Consider the following 24298-nt stretch of genomic DNA (forward strand, 5'->3'; position numbering starts at 1 on the left):
TTATATCGATTTATAAAAACAATTACTCACTTGGAGTGAACATGACTAACACAAGCCTGAAAGACGCAACTCTTGACTGTTCAGAGCTGGACCAACACATGGGGAAACCCATGGCACCGGCGCGCATGAAGGAACCTCTACACAATAACGATTTCCGGCGCTGGGTGCAGGCCATGCACTATCCAAACCTGCTGCACTACGATCATGATTTTGCGGCTGAAGGTCGATATGGTCGTTTAGTGGCACCCCAATCTTTCGCAGTTGCTGCCGATGACGGACACGGTGCCGTACCGGCCTGTGTTGGCAAAATCCCGGACTCACACCTGATCTTCGGTGGTGATGAATGGTGGTTTTACGGCCCCAAAGTATTCGGCGGAGACAGCTTGACCAATGAAAAAGTGCCATTCGACTACTCTGTCAAAGAAACCAAATTCGCAGGTCCTACTTGCTTCCAGCGCGGCGATAATAACTACTACAACCAGGATGGTGATTTCATTGCAAAACAGCGCTCCACTACCATCCGTTATCGTGCAGATCTGGCACTTGAAATGGGCGCCATAAAAGACAGCGAAGACGATCCGATCTGGACTCCGGAACAGCTGGAAGAATTAGAAACCAAAAAGTACGAATACATCAAGATGATGCACGATCTGGGGCATGGTAAGCGGTATTGGGATGATATTACCGTAGGCGACGAGCTACCGGTACGCATTATCGGCCCGCACAGTATTGCCAGCTTTGCCACTGAATGGCGCGCCTACCTGTTCACAATCTGGGGCGGCACCCATCGCCCTGGGATGGATATGGAATCGTTTGGCTTTACCAAAGAAATGGCCGGACATGAAAACGATCCGGTAATGGAAAAAGATAACCCCGAATGGACCGACGGCGCTTACTTCGGTCCGTCTCGTGGGCATTTATTTCCGCATTTCGCACGTAAAATCGGTATGCCTCGGGGCTACGGCTATGGCGCTTCAATGGGCGCCTGGATTCTCGACTACCTGGCTGGCTGGGCAGGTGAATGGGGTCAGGTTGTGCATTGCAATTCGTCTTATCGTGGACCGGCATTTACCGGTGACAGCACGGTTATGACAGCCACTGTTGAAGACAAATTAGTGGATGCAGAAGGACGCAATATTATTCAGGTGGCATGCAAAATGACAAATCAACTGGGTAATACAATGGCAACGGCAAAAGCGGAAATAGAGCTACCGAAAAAATAAGACAGGTTGCCGAATGGGGAGCACGCACATAGGAGCCAGGATAATGTTCCCGGCGCCTATGCCCAATTTGCGAATCAGCGTGTCTGAGCAGCGGACTACCGTTTATTTCGCTTGCGCAAGCACCTCACCGCTGAGTTGGTTCGATAGGGTTTGCGCGCTTTTTAGCAACGCTTGCTGCAGTTCTGGTAATCCATTTCGCTTCAGTACGCTGCTGATTCCGATCGCCACCAGGGCATGGCTTAGCTTGTCGCGTGATTTCCAGACCGGGGCCGCTACAACGGTGACGCCGGAAATGTAATTGCCTTCATCGACAGCAAATCCATCAATGCGGGCTTGCCCGATCTGGGCTTTCCATTCGTCGAACGTTGGCGGTTCGTCCCAACGGAGTGTTTTGAATTTTTCTTCCAATTCTTGCTCCGTGTAGTCACCAAAGGCGACAATGCAGCGTCCGGTTGCACTGATCATGGCAGGGAAGCGACTGCCGACCTGGGCACTGATCTGAAAATTATTACCAGCCTGGGAGATAGCGACTACGATGATGTGTTCAAGGCCGACCACGTTGACGCCCAACACCGTGACATCAAACTCCTGGCTGATGCGATTGAGCACCGGCTGGGACAGGTCGGTAAATTGATTTCGCCTGAGCCAGTGGCGAGCCAACGTAAGCACACCGGCTTCCAGTGAATAGCGTTTGGTATCGGTATCGAAGGAAACGAACTCTTCATCGACCAAGGCCCGGAGCACATACAGGCAGGTGCTTGGCACAAGGTTGAGAGCGCGCGCGATGGATTGCAGACCAAGAGGCGTTTCACTTTTGCCCAGCAAGCGTAGAATTGCGGCAGCTCTGGAAATGGCGGGGGCCTTACTTTCTTTCAGAGCATTAGCCAGTTTTTGGTCTTTCGGTGTATTACTTTTAGATCGTTGAGTCACTATAAGCCCGTCCTGTATTTAAACCTAGTGCTGAGTTTTTGCTGTTCCTGCGCTAACTCGTCAATGAATATCAGAATCTCTTTATTCAATATATAAAATTTCTTTCTATATTTACAACACTTATTTTTCATGGCATTGTTTTTCGACACTGAAATGCTTCTTGCTTGTTCAATATTTTGAATGGAATCAAGGGGAATCTTACGTAGAAAAAATCAGGTGAATGAATGCCAAGACTCACAGACTATTCCAGTTATGCGGATGCCCAGGAGTACGCCAATTCAAGTGCTTTATGGGAGCTGTTTGACGGTGACAAAGAACATCTCAACATTGCTCACGAAAGTATTACCCGTCACGCAGATGGCTCTGGGCGCGCCGCAGTACGTATAGCGCACTCTGACGGCAGAGACGAGATACTAAGCTTCGATACACTCTCTGCAGGTGCTGCACGCTTCGCCCACTGGTTGGACGACAACGGCATCCGCCCCGGCGAGCGCATTGCGTTTATGCTGGAGCCTTCGTTACCGTTCTATGTGTGCCTGTTCGGTGCGATGCAAACCGGTGCCATCAGCGTACCGCTGTTTACCTTATTCGGTCCCGATGCTTTGCGTCTACGCATTGACGACTGCAAACCCAGCATTCTGATCACTAACGCAGAAAAAGCCGAGCTTGCCGGGCAAATTGACGGATTGCGCGTGGTAGTGGCAGACGACAGCCTGCTCGAAGAAATCACCAAATACCCTGACACTTACGCGCCCAAGACGAAAGCAAATGATCTTGCGGTATTCCAATACACTTCCGGCACGACCCGTGAATTACCGGCAGCAGTTAAGCACACCCATAAAGCGATTGTTACGTTGATGTTTGCGGCGCTCTATGGCACCGGCATCCGCCCTGAAGATGAGTTTTTCTGCCCGTCCTCACCCGCCTGGGGTCATGGCTTATGGCACGGTACCTTAGCGCCACTGGCATTGGGCGTTACCACCGGCACCTTCGCCGGTCGATTTGATGCGACACGCCTGATGAAAGCGTTACAGGACTATAAAATCACCAATATGTCTGCCGCCGCGACCCATTATCGAATGATGAAAAATACCGGCAACGCCGACGATTTTTCCTTCTATTTCAAAAAGCTCACCTTCACCGGGGAACCAATAGATCCAGCGACTCTGGAATTTATTGACCACTATTTTAAAGTACCTGCCTGCAGCATGTACGGAACCACCGAAATTGGCGTCGTGCTGGTGAATTATCCCGGCGCTGAAGATTTTCAGGTTAAACCTGGGTCTCTGGGGAAACCCGTGCCAGGTCTAAAACTCGAGGTTCAGCGACCTGACGGGACCCCCACCGAAGCGGGCGAAGTAGGGGAGTTAATGTTATGGAGAAAAGATCACTGGGAAACCACCAAGGACCGCGCCAAGCTGGATGACGAAGGCTACCTCTATCATTGTGGCCGTGCCGATGACGTGATTATCTCGGCAGGCTGGACTATGAGCGCTGTTGAGATCGAGCACACCATGCTCAAGCACGACGATGTCATCGAAGTGGGCGTGATAGGCGTACCCGATGAAACACGGGGACAGGTGGCGAAAGCATTTGTCATCAGCAACCGCGAACCTAATGAAGAATTCATTACTGAATTGAAAAATTTCACCCGTGAAAAACTCAGTCAGCATGAATTTCCGCGCCACATCGTTTTTTTGAGTGAACTACCGAAAACACAGGCAGGCAAAGTTCACCGTAAAGTACTACGCGACCGCGAGGCTGCCAACCAACCTGCCGTTACAAACTGACGGCTGCGGCCGGCAACTGAAAACTTAGGAGAAAACATAAATGACTGCAAAGTTTCCGAAAATTACCGAACAGGGTCTGGCTGATCTGCGCGAGCGTATCGGTGTAAAGATTACCAACACCGTAGAACCCTGGAATTATGAAGCCACCCGCGATGCAATCCGCCACTACGCACACGGAATCGGCGACGATAACCCGCTATGGTGTGATCCGGAATATGCGGCCAAAACAAAGTACGGAAGCCTGGTAGCGCTGCCCAGCTTCCTGTTTACCACCAGCCGACTGATTTCAGGTTACTGTGGTGGTTTGTCCGGTGTTCACGCAATGTGGGCCGGTGCCGATTGGACCTGGCACAAACCGGTTTTACGGAACGACGTAATCACTACCGAAGCCTACCTGAAGGACTTGGTAGAGCATCAAACGAAATTTGCCGGACGGGCGTTTCAGCAAATCTATCATGTAGACTTTTACAACCAGGACGGTGATCTGGTTGCTGAAGCGGATTCCTGGGTATTCCGTACTGACCGCGACGAAGCTCGTGAGCGCGGCACCAAATACACAGAAGCCCGTGGCCGCGTTGAGCCATACACCGAAGAACAGCTGGCTGAATTCAGCGCGCTGTACGAGAAAGAAGAAATTCGTGGAGCCACACCCCGTTATTGGGAAGATGTTCAGGAAGGCGAAGAACTGCCGACTATGATGAAAGGCCCAATGACAGTGACCGGTTTCATCTGCTACGCACAAGGCTGGGGTGGTCTTTACATCCGAGCTAACAAACTTGCGTGGAAAATGCAGCAAGCACACCCTGGCCTGGGTATAAAAAATCGCTTTAATGTGCCCGATTGCCCTGAGCGTGTTCATTGGGATGAAGAGTTTGCACTGGAAGTGGGTGCACCCGGCGCGTACGATTATGGTCCGGAGCGTTGTTCCTGGTTAACCCATCAACTCACCAACTGGATGGGTGATGATGGGTTCCTACGTAAAAGCAAAAGCCAGGTTCGCCGGCACAATCCGGATGGCGATGCCATCTTTATTAATGGTACAGTGACCCGTAAATTCGTTGAAGACGGTAAACATCTCGTGGAAATTCAGCAAAAAGCTGAAACCCACCGGGGTGAAGTGTCAGCAACAGGCGCAGCGATTGTAGAGCTGCCCAGCAAATCTTAAGGTGTTGTAAACAACGCAATTAAGATTCTAAGGCACGGTTAGGGAAAGCAGGCAGGGCACGCATTTATGTGTGTCCTGCCTTTGCCGTAGTAATAGACGCAAAAATTTCTTGAATAAAATAAGAAAGGAAAAACAGATGACCACATCAGCTAACACAGAAAAAAACCTATCCGTTGTGCGTGGCATACCTCTGTCAGAAGAAGAGGGCATCGGTGCACTCACGTTAGGTGGCTACCTGAAGGAAGTCACCGACTGTTTTGGTCCTAGAGAAGCAGCCGTGCTGCCAGGGGATAACGGCACAGAAAGCTGGAGTTACGACGACCTCTGGGCACGCTCAATGGACGTCGCCTGCGCGCTACTGGCCGCCGGAATAAGCAAAGGCACGCGTGTCGGCATTCTGATGACGAACCGACTCGAGTTTTTATCGTCTGCCTTCGGCACAGCGTTAGCCGGTGGTGTCGCTACCACGTTCAGTACTTTCTCAACTCCGGCTGAACTGGAGGTTGTACTGGCAAGCTCAGGTTGCACCGTATTGTTGCTCGAACGCCATGTTCTGAAGAAAGATTTTGCTGCCATCCTGTCCGAACTTGAGCCGGAAATTAACAAGGCCTCGCCAGGCCAGCTGATTTCGAAAAAATTTCCTTTTTTACGCACAGTCGCATTGGTAGACAGCGATGAAACCAGCGGTGCTATCGAAGGCTGGAACGAATTTCTGGCCCGGGGTAAGCGTATTTCCCCGGAGTTAGTCGAAGCGACGGCAGCCACAGTAGCCCCTTCTGATCCCGGTGTACTGTTCTTCTCCTCCGGCTCCACCGGCAAACCCAAAGGCATTCTCAGTGCCCATCGAGGCGTTTGTCTGCAGTTGTGGCGCTGGCGCCAGTGGCTTGGCCTGGATAAGGACGTGCGATCATTGACCACAAACGGTTTTTTCTGGTCCGGGAATTTCGCCATGGGTATTGGCGGCACGTTTTCTGTCGGCGGAACTCTGGTGCTACAGCCAACTTTTCAACCAGACGAAGCACTGTCCATCATGGAAGCCCAACGGGTGTCATACATCTTCGCCTGGCCGCATCAATGGGCCCAATTGGTCGACGCAAAAAATTGGCTCGATGTGGATCTCTCGGCTTTGAAATACATTGATGCCAGCTCGCCACTTTCGAATCACCCTACTGTTAGCTCCGACTGGATTGACGCTACTCACGCCTATGGCAATACTGAAACGTTTACACTCAGCAGCGTATTTCCCGCCAATACACCCAAAGCCGTCTCCGCTGACAGCCACGGCAAACCCGTCGCGGGCAATATCTTCAAAATAATGGATCCGCTTACAGGCGAAATCGTTCCCTTAGGTGAGCGGGGCGAAATCGCAGTAAAAGGGCCGACACTTATGCTCGGTTATATCGGTATTCCTAATGACGAAGTCCTGGATGAGGACGGTTTCTTCCACACCGGAGACGGCGGATTTTTCGATGAGGAGGGCAGGTTGCATTGGGAGGGTCGCCTGAATGACATCATAAAAACCGGTGGAGCGAATGTATCACCCGTGGAAATTGATACTGTTATAGCCCAGTGTCCGGGGGTAAAAATTACTAAAACAGTCGGAATACCCGATGAGTTACTGGGTGAACTGGTCGTCGCCTGCATCGTGCCACTGGAAGGGGTTGAGTTGACAGAAGCCACGGTACGAAGCTTTGCCAAAGAACAACTGGCCAGTTTTAAAGTGCCACGCCGGATCCTGTTTTTTGCGGAAGATGAACTTGAATACACCGGCAGTGCCAAGGTCAAAAGTACTCAGCTACAAACGCTGGCCAGCAAACGACTTGAAAGCGAAGCCAATTAAATAGGACAATGCCTGAACGAATAAGCGGGGCTACCGTGTATCCAACACGACAGCCCCGTTTTAGTTTAGTTAATGTAACGAACAAAAGCATTTGATCCGAATTATGGCAGCCAAGAAAATCGTAAAAGCAAGATCCGGACGCCCCCGGGGTCGCCCTAGACCCGAAGACGTCGCCGACATTGAAGATAAATTACTATCAGTGGCGCTAAAAGAATTCCAGGAACAGGGCTACGGCGCCGCCTCGGTGACCAATATCGTCAAAACAGCGGGCATGTCCAAAACCACGCTGTATTCCCGATACCCGTCAAAAGAACACCTCTTTCGCGCCATCCTCAAACGTCAGATTGAACGCTATTCTCCCTGGGCCTCGTTGACCATAGGAAATGGGCCGCTCAACTTGGAGCAGGGGTTAAAAGCGTACGCAAACCGCACTCTAAAACTGAGCCTGCAAAACGATGAGTTAGCTGTGAATCATTTAATTTATAGTGAAATCCATCGTTTTCCGGAGTTGGGACTTGCGGCTGCGGAACGGACCGAGAGCGGCATCGACCGTATCGCCGAGTACATTCGAATCTGCGCTGACGCGGAAAATATTCCCTGTAAAGACCCAGATGCAATCGCAGAAGTATTCATACATCTGCTAAGGGGTTGGTACATCAATGTTATGTTGTCACACCGTAAAGTAAGTGACGCGCAGATGGAAAAATGGGTCGAAAGGGTGGTCCGCACGATGATGTTAGCCCGGGAAGATTGGTAGGACGTGTTGACCTCACCCGGCTGGTGACTCCTAAGTCAGCCAACCAAATGCTTAATTCCAGACTACTCAGTCTCATCATATGCCATAAAAGGGAGTATCGTGCTATCTGGTCAGCGGGTGAAAAGCGCCACCCGGCCCAACTGACTGTATGGAAAGTACCTTGAATTAAGCTCAGGAGATCACCCGATGAAAGTAAACGGTTACGCAACCCAAACTGCAACCGACAAACTGACACCCTTTTCATTTGAACGCCGCACCCCGCGTCCGGACGACGTCGTCATTGATATTCTCTACTGTGGCGTGTGCCACTCTGATATTCACACCGCCCGTAACGAATGGGGTGGCACCATGTATCCTTGTGTTCCGGGGCACGAAATTGTAGGCCGCGTTAGCCAAGTGGGAGACAACGTCAGTCAACACAAAGCCGGCGATATGGTTGGTGTGGGCTGTTTGGTGGACAGTTGCCGAACTTGCTCCGCTTGCAATGAAGGACTGGAGCAATATTGTGAGAAGGGTTGGACCGGCACCTATAATGGCGTCGATAAAATAGGTGGGACTGAATTCAAGCAAACTCTTGGCGGTTACTCTAACTTCATCACTGTCGATCAACGATATGTACTACGATTACCGGAAAACCTGAATCCGGCTGCCGCGGCTCCGTTGTTGTGTGCTGGCATTACGGCCTATTCGCCGCTCAAGCATTGGAAAGTAGGGCAGGGCCAAAAGGTCGGCATTATCGGGCTCGGCGGGCTTGGCCACATGGGTATCAAATTCGCTCACGCGATGGGTGCCATGGTGGTAATGATTACGACGTCGCCCGATAAGGGCAAGGATGCCCAACGCCTGGGAGCGGACGAGATTCTGATATCGAAAGATAAAAGTGCTATGAAAGCGGCCATGAGCAGTTTTGATTTTTTATTCAATACCATTCCGGTCGGTCACGATACTGAACCCTACATGAAACTGCTAAAGCGGGACTCTACTATGGTGTTGGTTGGTTCAGTTGAACCACTGACTAAAGTAAACGGTGTCGACTTTATTTTTCAACGTCGCAACATGGCCGGATCACTGATTGGTGGTCTACCGGAAACCCAGGAAATGTTGGATTTTTGTAGTGAGCATGCTATTGAGTGCGATATCGAACTGATTGATATAAAAGATATAAACACAGCTTACGACAGAACGGTCAGTGGCGACGTCAAATATCGCTTTGTTATTGATATGGCCACGCTTTAGCACTGGTTTGCTGGGGCCTGAACCTCGGTAACGGCCCTGCTACTCATCAGGGCGGTCGGACCATAATGCAACTTTATAGTCTCCTGCCTGGGAAGTGTCGAGCGAATTTACAAGGTCAACTCGACACTTCGCCCACCTGATCATTTATCCATCACCCGCAAAAGTTAGTCGAACCCAGCCAAATTTTTTGAAATAAGTGAAATAGATCTAAGCCGCTGAATTAGTAAAATATTGATGCCCCCCTCAACGTCTCAAAACCTTCTCACAAATCCTGATTAGTAGATTGGCATGCAAACTGCTCCGACGTTAACAGGCGGCATCGCAATGCCTCACCGCATGCGTCTCCGGTAGTCCTTATTCGCAACTCCATCCGTTCTGTATCACGTCACGCCCAGAATTTAGTAACGCTTGTCATGTCGCTATTGGGTATATTGGGAGAAATAAAATGAACTGTTCACTCAAATAAATCAACAGCAACAGTAGGCGACTTTTAGCGGCAATACTGCTGGTGCTCTATAGCTTCCCAACATTCTCGGCTCAACAATATCAGATTTTCAATCTCACCGAAGCTTTTGGCTCAGGCCACTTTGTACCCACCGATATCAATGACGCCGGCGATGTCTCAGGGGTGTATATTGATGGAAACAATCGCTTTGAATCCAGAGGCTATCTCTATAAAGACGGCCAACTCCTGGAACTGGAATCAGAAGAATCTATATTTACGGAACAAGAGACCCTGCAAGTCAAGACGGTACCTGTCGCGATAAATAATGGGGGTCAGGTTTTCGGTGGAGTTAGCTATCGATATGAGAATCAGTTCTATAGCGTGGCCAGCGGCTTACAATTCCTGTGGGAAAACGGGCTACGATATCGAACAGGTTACGGAGACTATGTGCAGAGCAATTCCGATTGCTACCCAATTGATATCAATGACCACGGTAATTATTTATTAACCTGTGATGCTGCAGATAACGTCAACCGCACGATTTATGTGGGCGGCAATACGTATATTGATATTTATGTTAGAGGCACCGATATATTTGCTACTGCTATCAACAACGACAACAAAGTGGTAGGTCGTTATTTAGGAGCAGCGTTTCTATTACAAAACGAGGAAATAAATTTACTTCCTAATCTGACGCAGAGTCGTTCCATCGCTAACGACATTAATAACCAAGGTCAAATCGTAGGAGCTGTGTACAAGCAGCTTTCGGGTAGTGAACAATATGCGTTTATTTCTTCTCCCGGAGGACATGTCACTGCACTGACTTTCGAGGGAAATGCATATGCTGAAGCCATCAATGAGCGCGGGCAAGTTGTGGGGCAACTCCAGGATGCATCTTCTGCTACTGAAGCGTTCCTATTTACTGATGGATCCGTTCAAAAGTTAAATGATCTGGTAACAGACAATCCGACTGCAATGACATTGACCCACGCGACAGCCATCAATGCATCCGGACAAATTATCGGGAAAGGTACCGTCGGCGGGGCAGATTTTTACTACCTGGCAACGCCCGCTAGTCACGCGTGCCCGGGAGAGTACCGCAAATACAATTTGAGTGGCCATCACGCCCGATGGCAACGTTTTATTGCAGATATTCCCTCTTGTGCAACTCACATGAATGTAGAGATTACGGGGGGCACCGGGGATCGCGACCTGTATTTACGCCACACTAATCCACCTTGGAAACCGTTATTTGACTGCAAACGAAGAGCAGCAATACCGAACAGTGATAATCACAAACGTTGTCAGATTTCCAACCCAGAGCCCGGTATCTGGCACATTGGGGTGTTAAGAAACAGCAATTACGACGGCACCACCCTACGGGTTCGATATTGGTAAGGTGAATCGATATTCAAACCCTATACTGGTTCGTTAATGAAGACGGTATAGGGTGTTCCCTCCTAAACAACCACAATTGACAACTAAATCCCCCGTCCAACCAGCTTGACAGGTAAAAGTACCACTCGGTATTATTAATCAACAGTGTTGTTAGTTAAACAACCATTCAATCAGGAGAAAAGAGTCCATGTCATTAATTGGAAAAGTAGCCGTAGTGACCGGTGGCGGAAGCGGAATAGGGCGGGCCATCAGTTTACAGTTGGCGAATGACGGTGCTGCAGTATCAGTGTGGGATCTAAACGCAGAAAGCGCAGAACAGACCGTTGCCATGATCGTAGACGCGGGTGGTAAAGCGATCGCTTGTGCAGGCGACGCCTCAGCAAAGGCAGATATCGCGCACGCAGCTGCAGCAACTCGCCAAGCGTTCGGACCCATTTCAATCTTAGTGAACAATGCGGGCATTTCATCCTTCACACCATTCATGGATATCTCAGAAGAGATGATCGATCGTATCATGGCAATCAATATCAAAGGCCCTATGCTGTGCTGTCAGGAAATCATCCCTGATATGCTCAAGGACGGTTGGGGCAGAATCATTAATATCTCATCGTCCAGCGCTCAAACCGGTGCACCGATGATGTGTCACTATTCTGCTTCCAAAGGTGGTGTTATTGCCTTCACGAAATCGCTGGCAATAGAGCTTGCTGCAAAAGGAATCACGGTCAATAACATCCCTCCCGGGTTTATCGATACGCCCATGTTGAGACAGTCTCCCGTTGATATGGAAAAGCAGATTGCAGCATCCCCCATGAAAAGGGCTGGTGGCTCTGAGGATATCGCAACCGCTGCAGCGTTTCTGGCATCCGAACAGGCCGGCTATATCACCGGTCAAACCCTAGGAGTAAACGGTGGAAGGGTCATGCCCTAGAACCCTAATGCCCTCATAATTAAGGCTTTTTAGGGTGAGCGTCTACGACGCTTTGCTTCAACATATAAAACAGTATTCTGTATTTACAATATTCGGCAATCGTGGCACTGTTTTGAAACCCAACGAATCGTCGGATCAAAGCCCAATAAAAATAAAGGGAACGGAAAATGAAGTGTAATACGACCAACGTGCCACCGGCTGCGGAAATTGACATCCCGGCATTAGAAGAAAAATACCGGCAGGAACGAGAATTACGGGTCAATCCTAAAGGCCAAAAGCAGTATGTGAAGCCGGTGGATGACTTTTCCGAGTCCTACGAGGTCGATCCCCACACACCGTTAAAAGAACGCGATGCCATTGTTGAAGATATCGATGCCGTGGTTTTGGGAGGAGGCTGGTCCGGTTTACTTGCCGGAGTTCATTTAAAGAAAGCAGGCGTGACCAATTTCCGCAATATTGACCACGCTGGCGATTTTGGTGGTGTCTGGTATTGGAACCGTTACCCGGGCATTCAGTGCGACAATGACGGCTACTGTTATCTTCCTTTGCTGGAAGAAATGGGCTACATGCCACCGAAGAAGTTCGTCGATGGTTATGACATCTACGATTACATTCGCAGCATCGCGGACCGTTTCAACCTATATGAGAAAGCACTTTTTCATACCATGGTCAGCGGGCTGAAATGGGACGACGGCATTAAACGTTGGCGTGTAACCACAAACCGAGGCGACGAAATTAGGGCCCGTTTTGTGGTTATGGCAAACGGTTTACTGAATATCCCTAAATTGCCGGCGATTCCGGGCATTCACGAATTCAAAGGTAAAATGTTTCATACCGCACGCTGGGATTATGACTACACCGGTGGTAGCTATCGGAACCCGCAGCTGGATAAATTGGCAGACAAGCGCGTGGCCATCATCGGGACCGGTGCCACAGCCATTCAAGCAGTGCCATCGTTAGGCAAGTACGCTAAAGAACTTTATGTTTTGCAACGTACACCTTCAACGATCGACGAACGTACTAACCCACCTACTGACCCCGAATGGGTTAAAACCCTGAAGCCTGGTTGGCAGGATGAACGCAAGGCCAATTTCCAGCGCGCAGCCATTGACACCTTTCAGCCCGGTGATCCAGATTTGATTTGCGATATCTGGACCGAGCTTAACCGCAACTTGGTCGCGGAATTTGATCAATCTGGCTGGCCAACTTCCCCAGAAGAATACCTGGCACACCGTAACGTCATGGATTTCAGGTTGATGGAACGGCTTCGCCAAAGGGTAGATGCTCTCGTCGAAGACAAAGAAACGGCTGAAGCATTGAAACCTTGGTATCGCTTTCTTTGCAAGCGGCCTTGCTCCAACAATGAGTTTTACACTACCTTCAACAAACCCAATGTCACTTTGGTGGATGTGTCCGCTACCCGTGGCGTGGAATGCATGACCGAAAAGGGGTTTGTCGCCAACGGTAAAGAATACGAAATCGATTGCATGATGTTTGCCAGCGGATTCGAAGTGACCAGTGATCTGGATCGGCGCTGGGGTATCGAAACCATCGAAGGTCGAGATGGGGTATCTATTTACAATCACTGGGCTGATGGCTATGAAACCCTCCACGGTATGATGAGCCGCGGTTTTCCAAACCAGTTTTTCGTTGGTTTTTATCAGGGGGGATTCAACGCGACCACAACGGAAACGTTTAGCCGCCAGGGCCAGCACATCGCCTACATCATTAAAGAAGCGCTGTCTCAGGGTGCCACGTCAGTAGAGCCGAGTCAGGAAGCTCAGGATGCTTGGGTTAGGCATGTGCGCGAAACGGCTATAGACATTTCACAGTTTCAAGAGGAATGTACACCTAGCTATTTTAACAACGAGGGCGAATCTCAGGTTGATAGTAACGGCGAAAAGAAATTTCGCTGGTACCTGGGTGAATCCTACGGCCCTGGTTGGGATGCATTTCAGAAGTTAATGCAGGAATGGCGTGATAAAGGTGACTTAGAGGGCTTGGTTGTAGGAAAAGATTAAAATTATTTTCTTAGCCAAGTAGACACCACGCTCAAAGAAATTAATTCTCGCAGGAGAATAGTATGAATAACAAGGCTGATTTTAATCCCGACAATCTGATTCAAGTAGAGGATCTATCCGAACCTTTGACGTATTCGGCAGAAGCGTTTACAAGCCGGGAATACGCACGCGAAGAAGGCGACAAGATTTGGGCCAAAGTATGGCAGCATGCCGGGCGCGTAGAAGAAATTCCGGAAGTGGGTAATTTTATAACCTATGACGTACTGGATGATTCCATCATCATCGTCAGAGACACTCCTGATACCCTGAAAGCATTTTACAATGTCTGTTCACACCGGGGACGACAGCTGGTTGATAAACCGGAAGGCGGCCATAGTGCCTGTGGTAAAAAGCAGAATTTCGTTTGCGGATACCACGGCTGGACCTACAACCTGGAAGGCAAGTGTACAAGAATTCTGGATAAAGATGACTGGAAGGGTGCACTCAACGATGCACGAACCCATCTCAATGAAATTAAAGTCGATACCTGGGGTGGCTGGGTCTGGATCAATATGGACCCTGATTGCGTTCCGCTGCGCGAATATCTGGAACCTGCCGCAGGCCTATTGGATCAGTTTGAGTTTGAAGAAATGCGTTACCACTGGCGTCAGTGGATAGTCTTTGATTGCAATTGGAAGACGGCGCTGGAGGCTTTTATGGAGCCTTATCACGTTGAAGGCACGCATCCTCAGCTGTGCGTTTATGGCGATTTTTATGCCTGGAGTAAGGCTCAGGGCTTACACGGCCATGACGGATTTGATTCAAAAGACCCGAATGACACGTCCGCTGCAACCACCACTGTTACGCGAGCCGGTAAGGGGCCTGATGCACGCAAAACCATCGCCCAGATGCAGCAGGACTTTTGGGAAACCATACGCGGCAGTACTACTCCGACGCTGGTCAATGCAGCACAACGGTTGGTTGACGAGTTGCCCGAAGACACACCACCCGAAGAGGTGCATGAGCATTGGTATGAGTCCGCTAAGCGCGATGACGCGGCTCGCGGCGTGATCTGGCCGACGATTGATCCTGAAAAGCTGGCCAAAGCCGGACTGGCTTGGCATATCTTCCCGAATATGTCCTTCATCCCCGGACTGACTTTTGCGCTGGGTTATCGAGCACGCCCCTATGGAGACGACCCCAACAAGTGTATTTTCGAAGCTTATGCGCTGGAGCGGTATCCAAAAGGAGAGGAACCCAAGACAGAATGGGTTTACGCTGAGCCTACCGAAGAAAAATGGCGCAAAGTATTAGCGCAGGACTTCTCCAATATGGCGGCAGTGCAAAAGGGCATGCGCAGTCGTGGTTTCCGTGGCGCGTTACCTAACCCTCATCAGGAGCAGAAGATTACTAACTTCCATCGTAATCTGGCCCGCTTTATGAGTCGGGGGTCACCGCAATTGCTCGATAAGTAGAATTGAATGCGGATATGGAATTAAAAATGCGCCCATGGAATTGTCTGTGAGCGCACAAAGTATTTACGGGATGCAGAGGGAATCTATATCCTGGTAGTCGCTTTTTAATATCAGGTATCCGCGCACTGCAATATCTTATGCAGCACAAATAATCATAAAAAAGGATTAATAATATGCGCGAACAACTCAAATTCTATATCGACGGAAAATGGACAGATCCAGCCGAAATGAAAACGCTGGACGTCGAAAACCCCGCCACTGAAACGGTATGCGGGAAAATAGCGCTAGGTTCCGCAGCCGATGTGGACGTTGCGGTAAAAGCAGCCCGCAAAGCTTTTGCCAGTTGGTCGCAAACCAGTACCGCCGATCGGGTAGGGATCTTGCAAAACATATTGGCGGAATATCAGAAACGCGCCGGCGACTTGGCGGCTGCACTAACCGAAGAAATGGGTGCACCCAGCTCATTGGCGAATGGCTTTCAGGTGGGTCTTGGTGAGGGACACCTATCGACCGCCATTGATGTGTTACAAAAGTTCCGGTTCGAAGAACAACGGGGCGCGACATTAATAGTGAAAGAGCCTATCGGGGTTTGTGCGCTGATCACTCCGTGGAACTGGCCGTTAAACCAGATTGCCGTCAAAGTGTTTCCCGCGCTGGCGACCGGCTGCACCATGATACTTAAACCGTCCGAGATTGCGCCATTCACCGCTCAGATCTTCGCCGAGATTCTGCACGCTGCAGGTGTACCGGCAGGTGTATTCAATCTCATTCAGGGTGATGGACCCGGGGTCGGCGAGGCGCTGTCCGGGCACCCCGACATCGATATGATTACCTTCACCGGTTCCACCAGAGCCGGTGTTGAAATTGCCCGCAATGCCGCGCACTCGGTCAAACGCGTCACTCAGGAATTGGGTGGGAAAAGCCCTAATATAATTCTGGATGACGAGGCGTTTGCTACTCACGTTGCAGGCAGCGTAGCGGGCATGATGGCCAACTCGGGCCAAACCTGCAGTGCAGGCTCTCGCATGCTGGTGCCAAACGCGCGCATGCAGGAAGCCATGGATATTGCCCGGGAAGCGGCATCGCAGGTCACGGTCGGTGATCCAAATACCGATGTGGCAATGGGGCCGGTGTCGTCAAAAGTTCAATTCGAAAAGATTCAAGGCTTGATACAAAAAGGGATCGATGAGGGCGCAACCTTGGTTGCCGGAGGCACGGGACGGCCGCAAGACCTGGAAGTCGGGTATTATGTGAAGCCCACCGTATTTGCCAATGTAACCAACGACATGACCATCGCTCGCGAAGAGATATTCGGCCCAGTCCTCTGCATATTAGGTTATGACAGCGTAGAGCAAGCCATCGAAATAGCCAATGATACAGAATACGGCCTGGCCGGATACGTAGCCGGAGCCGATTTGGACAAGGCGAGGGCAGTTGCACGCCAGATTCGCGCAGGTTGGGTATCCGTTAATGACGGATTCGATTTCAATTGCCCTTTCGGTGGCTATAAGAAAAGTGGTAACGGTCGTGAATGGGGCGAATTCGGTTTCCATGATTTTCTGGAAATCAAGGGCATCCTGGGTTACTCACCTGAACCGACTTAACAACAAGAACCGCATATTAGCTATCTAGCACTACCCTGGAAAACAATAAATATGAAGACGAAGTATCAGTTTGGCTTTCAGTTAACATCGTTATTAGCAGTGTTTGCAATTTCGACTTTAACACAGGCTCAATTGCCTGCCTCAAGCACTTCAGTAGTGGATCAACACCAGCTTGGCAGCAAGTATTCTCCACTCAAGCAAGTGACCAAGAAAAATGTAGCAGACCTGGAAGTCGCTTGGGAATACCACACCGGTGACGGGGCAAATCCGAAACCGAACTCCCTGACCTCTTTCCAGGATCAGCCGAGTTTGATCGAAGGTAACCTGGTGGTGTGCAGTACCAATCGCCGGGTTATTGCGCTCGATCCGAAAACGGGCGAAGAGCGCTGGGTGTTCGATCCGAAGGACCCGGAAACCGGAATGAAAAAATGCCGTGGCGTTGGTAACTGGGTGGATTCGGAAGCAGCGGATGACGCAGTGTGTAAGTCACGTATATTTCTCGGCACAGCCGATTATCGGCTAATTGCATTGGACGCAAAAACCGGCAAAAAGTGTGCAGATTTTGGGGACGGTGGTCAGGTTAAAATGCCCATCGACAAGCCTGAGATTTTCACAGGTGAAGTGGTATCCAATTCCCGCCCGGCCATCGTTAACGATGTGGTGGTAGTAGGCTCAGCAGTTGCCGACAACCAGCGGGTAGAAGCGCCAAGCGGTCGGGTATTAGCGTATGACGCCCGCACCGGTAAACCAGCGTGGCAATTCGACCCGCTGCCCCGTGACAAATCCGATCCTGCAGGCAAAAGCTGGGCTAAAGGCACGGCAGAAGGTTTCGGCGCCGGTAACGTCTGGGCATCCATGTCAGTCGATCAAGAGCTGGATCTGGTCTATTTGCCAACCTCCAGTGCTTCCAGTGATTTCTATGGTGCTGAACGTGCCGGAGACAATCACTACTCGTCTTCCATCGTTGCGTTACGGGGTAAAACAGGTGAGGTCGCCTGGCACTTTCAGTTCGTGCATCACAATGTGTTCGATTACGACACGCCCTCACAGCCTTTACTGATTGACTACCCCCACAATGGCAAAATGGTCCCCGCACTGGTGCAGAACAATAAAACCGGACTGGTTTTTGTCTTTAATCGTGAAACCGGCGAGCCACTCGTCCCCATTGAAGAGCGGCCGGTTCCTCAGAACGGAAAAGTAAAAGGTGAAGTCCTGTCACCCACTCAACCTTTTCCGGTAGGTATGCCCGCGTTGAACCCTTTAAGCTTCTCTCCCGAAGACGTATGGGGATTCACTTTTCTGGACGAATGGTTGTGCAAGCGCAAAGCAGAAGGGCTTATCTACGGTGACGTATTCACTCCCCCCAGTGAGCAGGGAACCATATTTTTCCCCTCCGTTGGTGGAGGCCCGAACTGGGGTGGCGGTGCTTATGATCCGAGAAGCAACCTGATGATTGTACCGTCTAACCGAATCCCGACTATTGTGACCATGGTGCCTCGTGAAAAAGCGGTCTTCAAAGAAGGTCAGGCGATCGAAGCAACATCCGAAATGATTTTCCCCGTGGAAGGTTCGCCTTATGTACCAAAGGTGCAAGGTCTGCTTTCGATCTTTGGTGCACCTTGCTCCAAGCCGCCCTGGGCTGCATTGACCGCGGTAGATATGTCTACCAACAAAATTGCCTGGGAAGTACCGTTGGGTAGTGTCGATAAAATGTCGCCGTTGCCGGTTCCCTGGGATCTGGGTATGCCCGGCGCGGGAGGCCCTCTGGTCACTGCAGGCGGACTGGTTTTCATCGGTTACTCACTGGATGACACCCTGAAGGCATTTGATCTCTCTACGGGTAAGCTGTTATGGGAAGGGGATTTGCCGGCAGCGGGTACTTCTGTGCCTGTCAGTTATGAAGTGGATGGCGAGCAATTCATTGTCATTCCCGCCGGTGGTCACAGCATGTATCAATCCACCATGGGTGATTCGGTTATGGCCTTCAAGCTCAAGGCAAAAACTCAATAAGTTGTTTAAATGGATAGCTGCCCTCGGGTGGCTATCTTTCCCTTCATAGCTTAACCTGAACCACTCACCTCACCATCTCCCCGTAACGACTGTAAACTACTCCGCTTATGATCCTGTTCATTGCACGAATTGTCGATGAGATGGTTCTGAATGGCGAGAATGCGACAACAGTGTTGACTAGTATTACCTGAACCAGCAGACTAAGGATCTCAATTCATCCTAGATAGTAGCGAGAGACGATTAGTATGTTTTCCGGAATCCAGATTAACAAAGACGACGCAGGTCAGACGGTAGAAGTTGTACAGATAGAAGAATCACAGTTGCCGGAAGGCAACGTCACTGTACAGGTTGAATGCTCCACAATGAACTACAAAGATGGCCTCGCTATTACAGGCAGTTCACCCGTGGTTCGCAAGTTCCCGATGGTGCCCGGTATCGACCTGGCTGGAGTTGTTTGTGAAAGCAGCCACCCAGACTGGAAAGAAGGTGATCGCGTGGTCCTAAATGGCTGGGGTGTCGGAGAAGCTCATTGGGGCGGTTTGGCACAAAAAGCGCGATTGAACGGCGATTGGCTGATACCTTTAAACAGTGCGTTTACCAGCCGTCAGGCGATGGCGATCGGTACCGCAGGTTACACCGCCGCACTTTGCGTAGATGCTTTGGTTAATTACGGTATCACTCCAGATCAAGGCGAAATCCTGGTCACCGGCGCAACTGGCGGTGTGGGTAGTGTAGCAGTAATGTTGTTGGCCAAAGCGGGTTACACCGTCGTCGCCGCAACCGGCAAAACCTCTGAAGAAGCGTATCTGAAAAGCCTGGGTGCGTCTGCCATCGTTGATCGAGCTACCCTGTCAGAGAAAGGCAAGCCGATGCAGAAAGAACGTTGGGCAGGGGTCATCGATTCAGTAGGCAGCTTTACTTTAGCCAACGCTTGTGCCCAAACGAAATACTGCGGTGCCGTAGCGGCGTGTGGCCTGGCTCAGGGCGCAGACTTTCCCGCTACCGTGATGCCGTTTATTCTCCGTGGTGTGGCCCTGTTGGGTGTCGATAGCGTAATGGCACCGAAAGCACGACGAATGGCAGCATGGGATCGTCTGGCCAAAGACCTTGATGTTTCGGTGCTGGAAAGTGTTATAGCTGGTGAAGTAGGGCTTGCAGACGCTGTCGCGGCTGCCACCGATCTTCTGGAAGGCAAGATCCGCGGCCGATTGGTTGTAGATGTAAATAAATAACGCGCCTGATTGAAAACGGGACCATCCTGTATGGTCCCAATAATTCCGGGCGCATTCCGATACAATAAAAAACGGAGTTCGCTCGTATGACGGCAGCCACGAAAAATGAAGGTGAAGTACAACTCGATTTAAGTGAATTAGATAAATGGGTGGGCAAAGACGTCGTTTTTGCAGAAATGTGGGATCCCTGCAACGCAACCGATATCCGCCGTTGGGTACAAGCGATGGATTATCCCAATCCTTTGCATTGGGATGAACAATTTGCCAACTCATCCAAATTCGGCGGAATTGTCGCTCCCCAATCTTTTACTGTGGCCATGGATTATGGTCATGGTTGTCATCCTTCCTGCGTTGGAAATATTCCGGGTTCTCACCTGATCTTTGGTGGTGAGGAGTGGTGGTTTTACGGAACGCCGATCCGACCCGGTGACAAACTTACGCAAAAACGTCGCTTTGATGGTTACGACGTAGCGGACACCAAATTCGCTGGGCCGACCCTGTTTACCCGCGGTGACACCGTTCACCACAATCAACATGGCGCACTGGTCGCTAAAGAGCGTGCTACAGCCATTCGTTACCTGGTAGACGAAGCTAAAAAGCGCGGCATGTACGACAAGGAAAAGCGTTCTCCAAAAAAATGGAGCGCCGAGGATTTAGAAGGCATCAACAAATTGCGTATGGATTGGATTCTTTCCAATCGCGAAGGTATATCGCCGCAGTTCAAAGCCGTTAACGTTGGCGACACGCTGCCACGCCGGGTGATTGGACCGCATTCGGTCGTCACCTTTGCACTGGAATGTCGTGCTCACCGTCAAAACATCTGGGGAACATGGCGCTGGAACGTACCCGAAGGTGTCCACGATCCTGCTACGGATGATGCCGGTTTTTCTGAAAAGATGTCCTATGACTTTGAAGCGCGCAAAGTAGATCCTCGCCAAGCAGATGGTCTTTTCCATGGCCCTTCCAGCGGACATATAAATTCAGATAAGGCAGAAGAAATCGGTATGGGCGGTGCCTATGGCTACGGTGCTTCCATGAACGCTTGGTTCGTTGATTACATTTCATATTGGGCCGGACACAACGGCTTTGTATGGCATTCCAAATCCCAGTTCCGCAGCCCGGCGTTTGAAGGCGATGTCACATTCCTGGACGGTGAAATTATCGATAAGATCGAAGTTTCACCTTATGGTGCACCTGTGGTACAGATTAAAGTGAAGCAAACCACCCAAACGGGTGAAGTCATTCTAACGGGTATCGCTGAAGTGGAATTACCCTATTAATTTTCAAAGCAAGGGTGACCTTCATGAGTAAAAAAAGAGCCATAGTGGGAGACCTCTCGGTCTCCCTGGTTCGCGGTATGCCGCTCGCTGAAGAAGCGGGCATGGGTGCGTTGACCATTCCAGGCTATCTTAACGAAGTTTGTAAACGATACGGAGACCAAGAAGCCATCGTAATTCACACCCCGCAGGGTGTGGTGAGATGGAGCTACAACGAGCTGCGCAAGCATTCTGTGGATGTTGCCAAAACCTTGATCGCTGCAGGTGTAGGCAAAGATACCCGGGTCGGCATTTTGATGACCAACCGGCCGGAATATTTATCAATGCTTTTTGGCATCGCATTAGCCGGTGGTGTGTCCGTCGCGCTGAGCACGTTTTCTACTCCTGACGAACTTGAACATCTGCTCTCTGCATCCGCAATTTCCTTACTCGTATTTGAAGAAAAAGTACTGAAGAAAAACTTTGCTGCGATACTGACAGAGCTGGAACCGAACATTAAGCAAAGCGCACCCGGCAAACTGGAGTCCACCAAATTCCCGTTTTTGAAACAATTTGTGCGCCTCGACGGTATGACCGGTATCCCGGATGCCAGCACGACTGTACCGGAGGTAAACGCGTTTCAGTCCTGGAATGACTTTATAGCCAATGCCTCGACAGTATCGGACACGGTCGTTGAATCCCGCGCTGCGTCAGTCACGCCCGGTGATGCAGGGGGCCTTTTTTTCTCATCCGGTACCACCAGCTTACCCAAGGGTATTCTGCATTCACAGCAAGCCTTTGCCATTCAATGGTGGCGCTGGCCCCGTGTAATGGGCGTGAAAGAACCGGCTCGAGCCTGGACTGGCAACGGATTTTTCTGGTCGGGTAATATTTCCATGATTGTGGGAGTCGCGCTTTCTACCGGTGGCGCCGCCATACTGCAACCGTTATTCGATGCAGAGGAGGCCGTCAGGCTTATTGAAGCTGAGCGCATCACATTCCTTAATGGCCGGCCACACCAATGGGCACGATTACAAGCGGTACCGGGTTACATTGATGCAGACCTCAGCAGCTTGCGTTACGTCACCCGTGGAGAATTAATCACTGCCCATCCCACCGTCGATACTGACTGGGATTTGCCAATGGCGTTCGGCACCACCGAGACCATGACAATCAACACCAGTTTCGATGCAGACACCTCTGCTGAGGAGTATGCAGGCAGTGCCGGTGTACCATTACCGGGCAACCTGCTGAAGATCGTTGATCCAAACACGCTCGCGCTGATACCAGTGGGTGAACGAGGTGAAATCTGCATTAAAGGACCAACTCTGATGCTCGGTTATATCGGCAAGACACTGGAAGACTGTTTTGACGATGACGGCTATTATTGCACTGGCGACGGAGGGTATGTAGATGCCAATGGGCGTTTATTCTGGGAAGGAAGGCTGAACGACATTATCAAAACCGGGGGAGCCAACGTCTCACCGGAAGAAGTCGATTCAATTATTGCCAAATTTCCAGGCATCAAACGCTCCCAGACCGTCGGCGTTGAACACGACACCCTGGGGGAAATGGTGGTTTCATGCATCGTTGCACTGGAAGGTGTCAGTATAGATACACAGGAACTTTCCGCATTTTTAAAACAAAAACTGGCTAGTTTTAAATTACCACGCAAAGTGCTGTCATTTGCGGAATCCGACTTCGCGATGACGGGGAATGAAAAAGCAAAAGCAAAAGAAATTAAAGCCGCAGCGACTCATCGTTTGAAAGCGGCAGGCGAGCCGGGGGTTGTTTAACTCTCCGGCCTACTGCTAAAAATCAACACTCCGGGGTGGCACTCCTATGACAAATTCCTATACCGGAATCAATACCTCTGAACAGTCCACCACCCCTGATTTTTTTTATAGTCTGGATCGTCCCTTGCACTCACTACCGGACCGCAGTCAAGTGAGTGCAGTGAACCTATACCGTTTCCCGGAGCTCGTAAGCCGCTTAGGTGGTAATTATCGCGATATTCTGGAACGTCACAGCATTAATCCCGAAATACTGACAACCGATAACCGGTTTATCGATTGTCAGCCTTTCGTTGATATGCTGGAGTATTGTTCCTCCCGATTAAATGATCCTTTGTTTGGTCTACATCTAGCGTCAATACAAGATGCAGAAATTTATGGCTGTGTGTCGGTTTTATCCAAGTCTGCGCCAACAGTTCATCAGGGCCTGGTTGATTTAATCGAGTTTTTACCGGTCGTCCATTCACCCGAAAGCGTGCTTGAGCTGGTTGAAGGCGTATCCACATCGGAACTGCGCTGGACAGAGCATTCGGATTTCGGCCTGAACGACCAGGCGGATGGACAGGGATTACTACTGAACCTCAATCTCTTGCGCTCATTGGCGGGTAAGGATTTTGTGCCGGATTACGTTAATGTATCGGTAAGCAGTTACCAAAAAGCAGGCAACGACATTGAAAAGGCCATAGCCTGTCCGGTACGCGCCAGTCGGGAACGATCTTGTATTGCGTTCCCAACGGCTCTGCTTTATCAACCGTCTATCAATACCAATAATCCGCTATACCATTTGCTAAAAGGTTATCTGGAACGTCTTAAGCATTGTAAAAAGCCTGGACTGCTGAATAAAGTGAATGAATTTATCAGTGCCGGCCTGCTGTGCAATGAGGTTACTATCGATGCCTGTGCAAACCAGCTCGGCCTTTCCCCCCGCATTTTGCAAATGCGCTTGAAATCCATGAACGTGACCTATTCAGATTTGCTGGCTCGCCACCGTTTACAGCGAGCCAAAAGCAAGCTACGTCATTCAGACCTTTCCATCGCTGAAATCGCTGACCTGCTCGGCTACGCCGAAAGAACCAGTTTCGGACGAGCATTTAAACAATGGACCGGTCTTACTCCCCAGCAGTTCAGGAAACAGCACTGAACCGAAACACCCGCTATTCCATCAGCGTAAAATGCCACATTCGTTTCGTTTAACGACTAACCGAAGGTTCACTGA

The 24298-nt window shown here is 50.3% G+C and carries 17 protein-coding genes; 16 read left to right on the forward strand and 1 reads right to left on the reverse strand.

Going from position 1 to position 24298, the window contains the following annotated elements:
• Positions 1-41 precede the first annotated feature (41 nt).
• A complete protein-coding gene (locus FT643_RS15370; RefSeq protein ID WP_156872301.1) occupies positions 42-1223 on the forward strand; it encodes an FAS1-like dehydratase domain-containing protein in 1182 nt (393 codons plus the stop codon).
• Between the two features lie 102 nt (positions 1224-1325).
• Here FT643_RS15370 and FT643_RS15375 read toward each other — a convergent pair whose 3' ends face one another.
• Positions 1326-2153 (reverse strand): IclR family transcriptional regulator, encoded by an 828-nt coding sequence (locus FT643_RS15375; protein WP_198043588.1) that lies wholly within the window; start codon positions 2151-2153, stop codon positions 1326-1328.
• Between the two features lie 224 nt (positions 2154-2377).
• On the opposite strand from FT643_RS15375, the gene FT643_RS15380 reads away from it, so the two are divergent.
• From FT643_RS15380 to FT643_RS15450, 15 genes are all read left to right on the forward strand, one after another.
• Entirely contained in the window at positions 2378-3943 is a 1566-nt protein-coding gene (locus tag FT643_RS15380) for an acyl-CoA synthetase (protein ID WP_156872302.1), read from the forward strand.
• 40 nt (positions 3944-3983) lie between these two features.
• Positions 3984-5108 (forward strand): FAS1-like dehydratase domain-containing protein, encoded by a 1125-nt coding sequence (locus tag FT643_RS15385; protein ID WP_156872303.1) that lies wholly within the window; start codon positions 3984-3986, stop codon positions 5106-5108.
• A gap of 136 nt (positions 5109-5244) precedes the next feature.
• Positions 5245-6948, forward strand: coding sequence for a class I adenylate-forming enzyme family protein (locus tag FT643_RS15390; protein ID WP_156872304.1), 1704 nt, complete (start codon positions 5245-5247; stop codon positions 6946-6948).
• 103 nt (positions 6949-7051) lie between these two features.
• Positions 7052-7705 (forward strand): TetR/AcrR family transcriptional regulator, encoded by a 654-nt coding sequence (locus tag FT643_RS15395; RefSeq protein ID WP_156872305.1) that lies wholly within the window; start codon positions 7052-7054, stop codon positions 7703-7705.
• 186 nt (positions 7706-7891) lie between these two features.
• Complete coding sequence (locus tag FT643_RS15400; RefSeq protein ID WP_156872306.1) at positions 7892-8941, forward strand: NAD(P)-dependent alcohol dehydrogenase; 1050 nt, start codon at positions 7892-7894, stop codon at positions 8939-8941.
• Between the two features lie 508 nt (positions 8942-9449).
• The gene (locus FT643_RS23925) at positions 9450-10784 is read left to right on the forward strand and encodes a DUF3466 family protein (protein ID WP_198043589.1); all 1335 of its coding nucleotides are present in this window, start codon (positions 9450-9452) and stop codon (positions 10782-10784) included.
• 187 nt (positions 10785-10971) lie between these two features.
• A complete protein-coding gene (locus FT643_RS15410; protein WP_156872308.1) occupies positions 10972-11712 on the forward strand; it encodes an SDR family NAD(P)-dependent oxidoreductase in 741 nt (246 codons plus the stop codon).
• A gap of 167 nt (positions 11713-11879) precedes the next feature.
• On the forward strand, positions 11880-13733 hold the full coding sequence (locus FT643_RS15415; protein ID WP_156872309.1) for a flavin-containing monooxygenase: 1854 nt from the start codon (positions 11880-11882) through the stop codon (positions 13731-13733).
• Positions 13734-13795: 62 nt separating this feature from the next.
• On the forward strand, positions 13796-15187 hold the full coding sequence (locus FT643_RS15420; RefSeq protein WP_156872310.1) for an aromatic ring-hydroxylating oxygenase subunit alpha: 1392 nt from the start codon (positions 13796-13798) through the stop codon (positions 15185-15187).
• 173 nt (positions 15188-15360) lie between these two features.
• Complete coding sequence (locus FT643_RS15425) at positions 15361-16791, forward strand: aldehyde dehydrogenase family protein (protein WP_156872311.1); 1431 nt, start codon at positions 15361-15363, stop codon at positions 16789-16791.
• 51 nt (positions 16792-16842) lie between these two features.
• Positions 16843-18801: a pyrroloquinoline quinone-dependent dehydrogenase gene (locus FT643_RS15430; RefSeq protein WP_156872312.1), complete on the forward strand. Its 1959-nt coding sequence runs from the start codon at positions 16843-16845 to the stop codon at positions 18799-18801.
• 245 nt (positions 18802-19046) lie between these two features.
• Complete coding sequence (gene acuI / locus FT643_RS15435) at positions 19047-20033, forward strand: acrylyl-CoA reductase (NADPH) (protein ID WP_156872313.1); 987 nt, start codon at positions 19047-19049, stop codon at positions 20031-20033.
• A gap of 86 nt (positions 20034-20119) precedes the next feature.
• Entirely contained in the window at positions 20120-21313 is a 1194-nt protein-coding gene (locus tag FT643_RS15440; protein ID WP_156872314.1) for an FAS1-like dehydratase domain-containing protein, read from the forward strand.
• A gap of 23 nt (positions 21314-21336) precedes the next feature.
• Complete coding sequence (locus FT643_RS15445; RefSeq protein ID WP_156872315.1) at positions 21337-23085, forward strand: class I adenylate-forming enzyme family protein; 1749 nt, start codon at positions 21337-21339, stop codon at positions 23083-23085.
• A gap of 46 nt (positions 23086-23131) precedes the next feature.
• A complete protein-coding gene (locus tag FT643_RS15450) occupies positions 23132-24223 on the forward strand; it encodes an AraC family transcriptional regulator (protein ID WP_156872316.1) in 1092 nt (363 codons plus the stop codon).
• Positions 24224-24298: the final 75 nt, after the last annotated feature.

Source organism: Ketobacter sp. MCCC 1A13808 (genome assembly GCF_009746715.1).
Lineage (GTDB): Bacteria > Pseudomonadota > Gammaproteobacteria > Pseudomonadales > Ketobacteraceae > Ketobacter.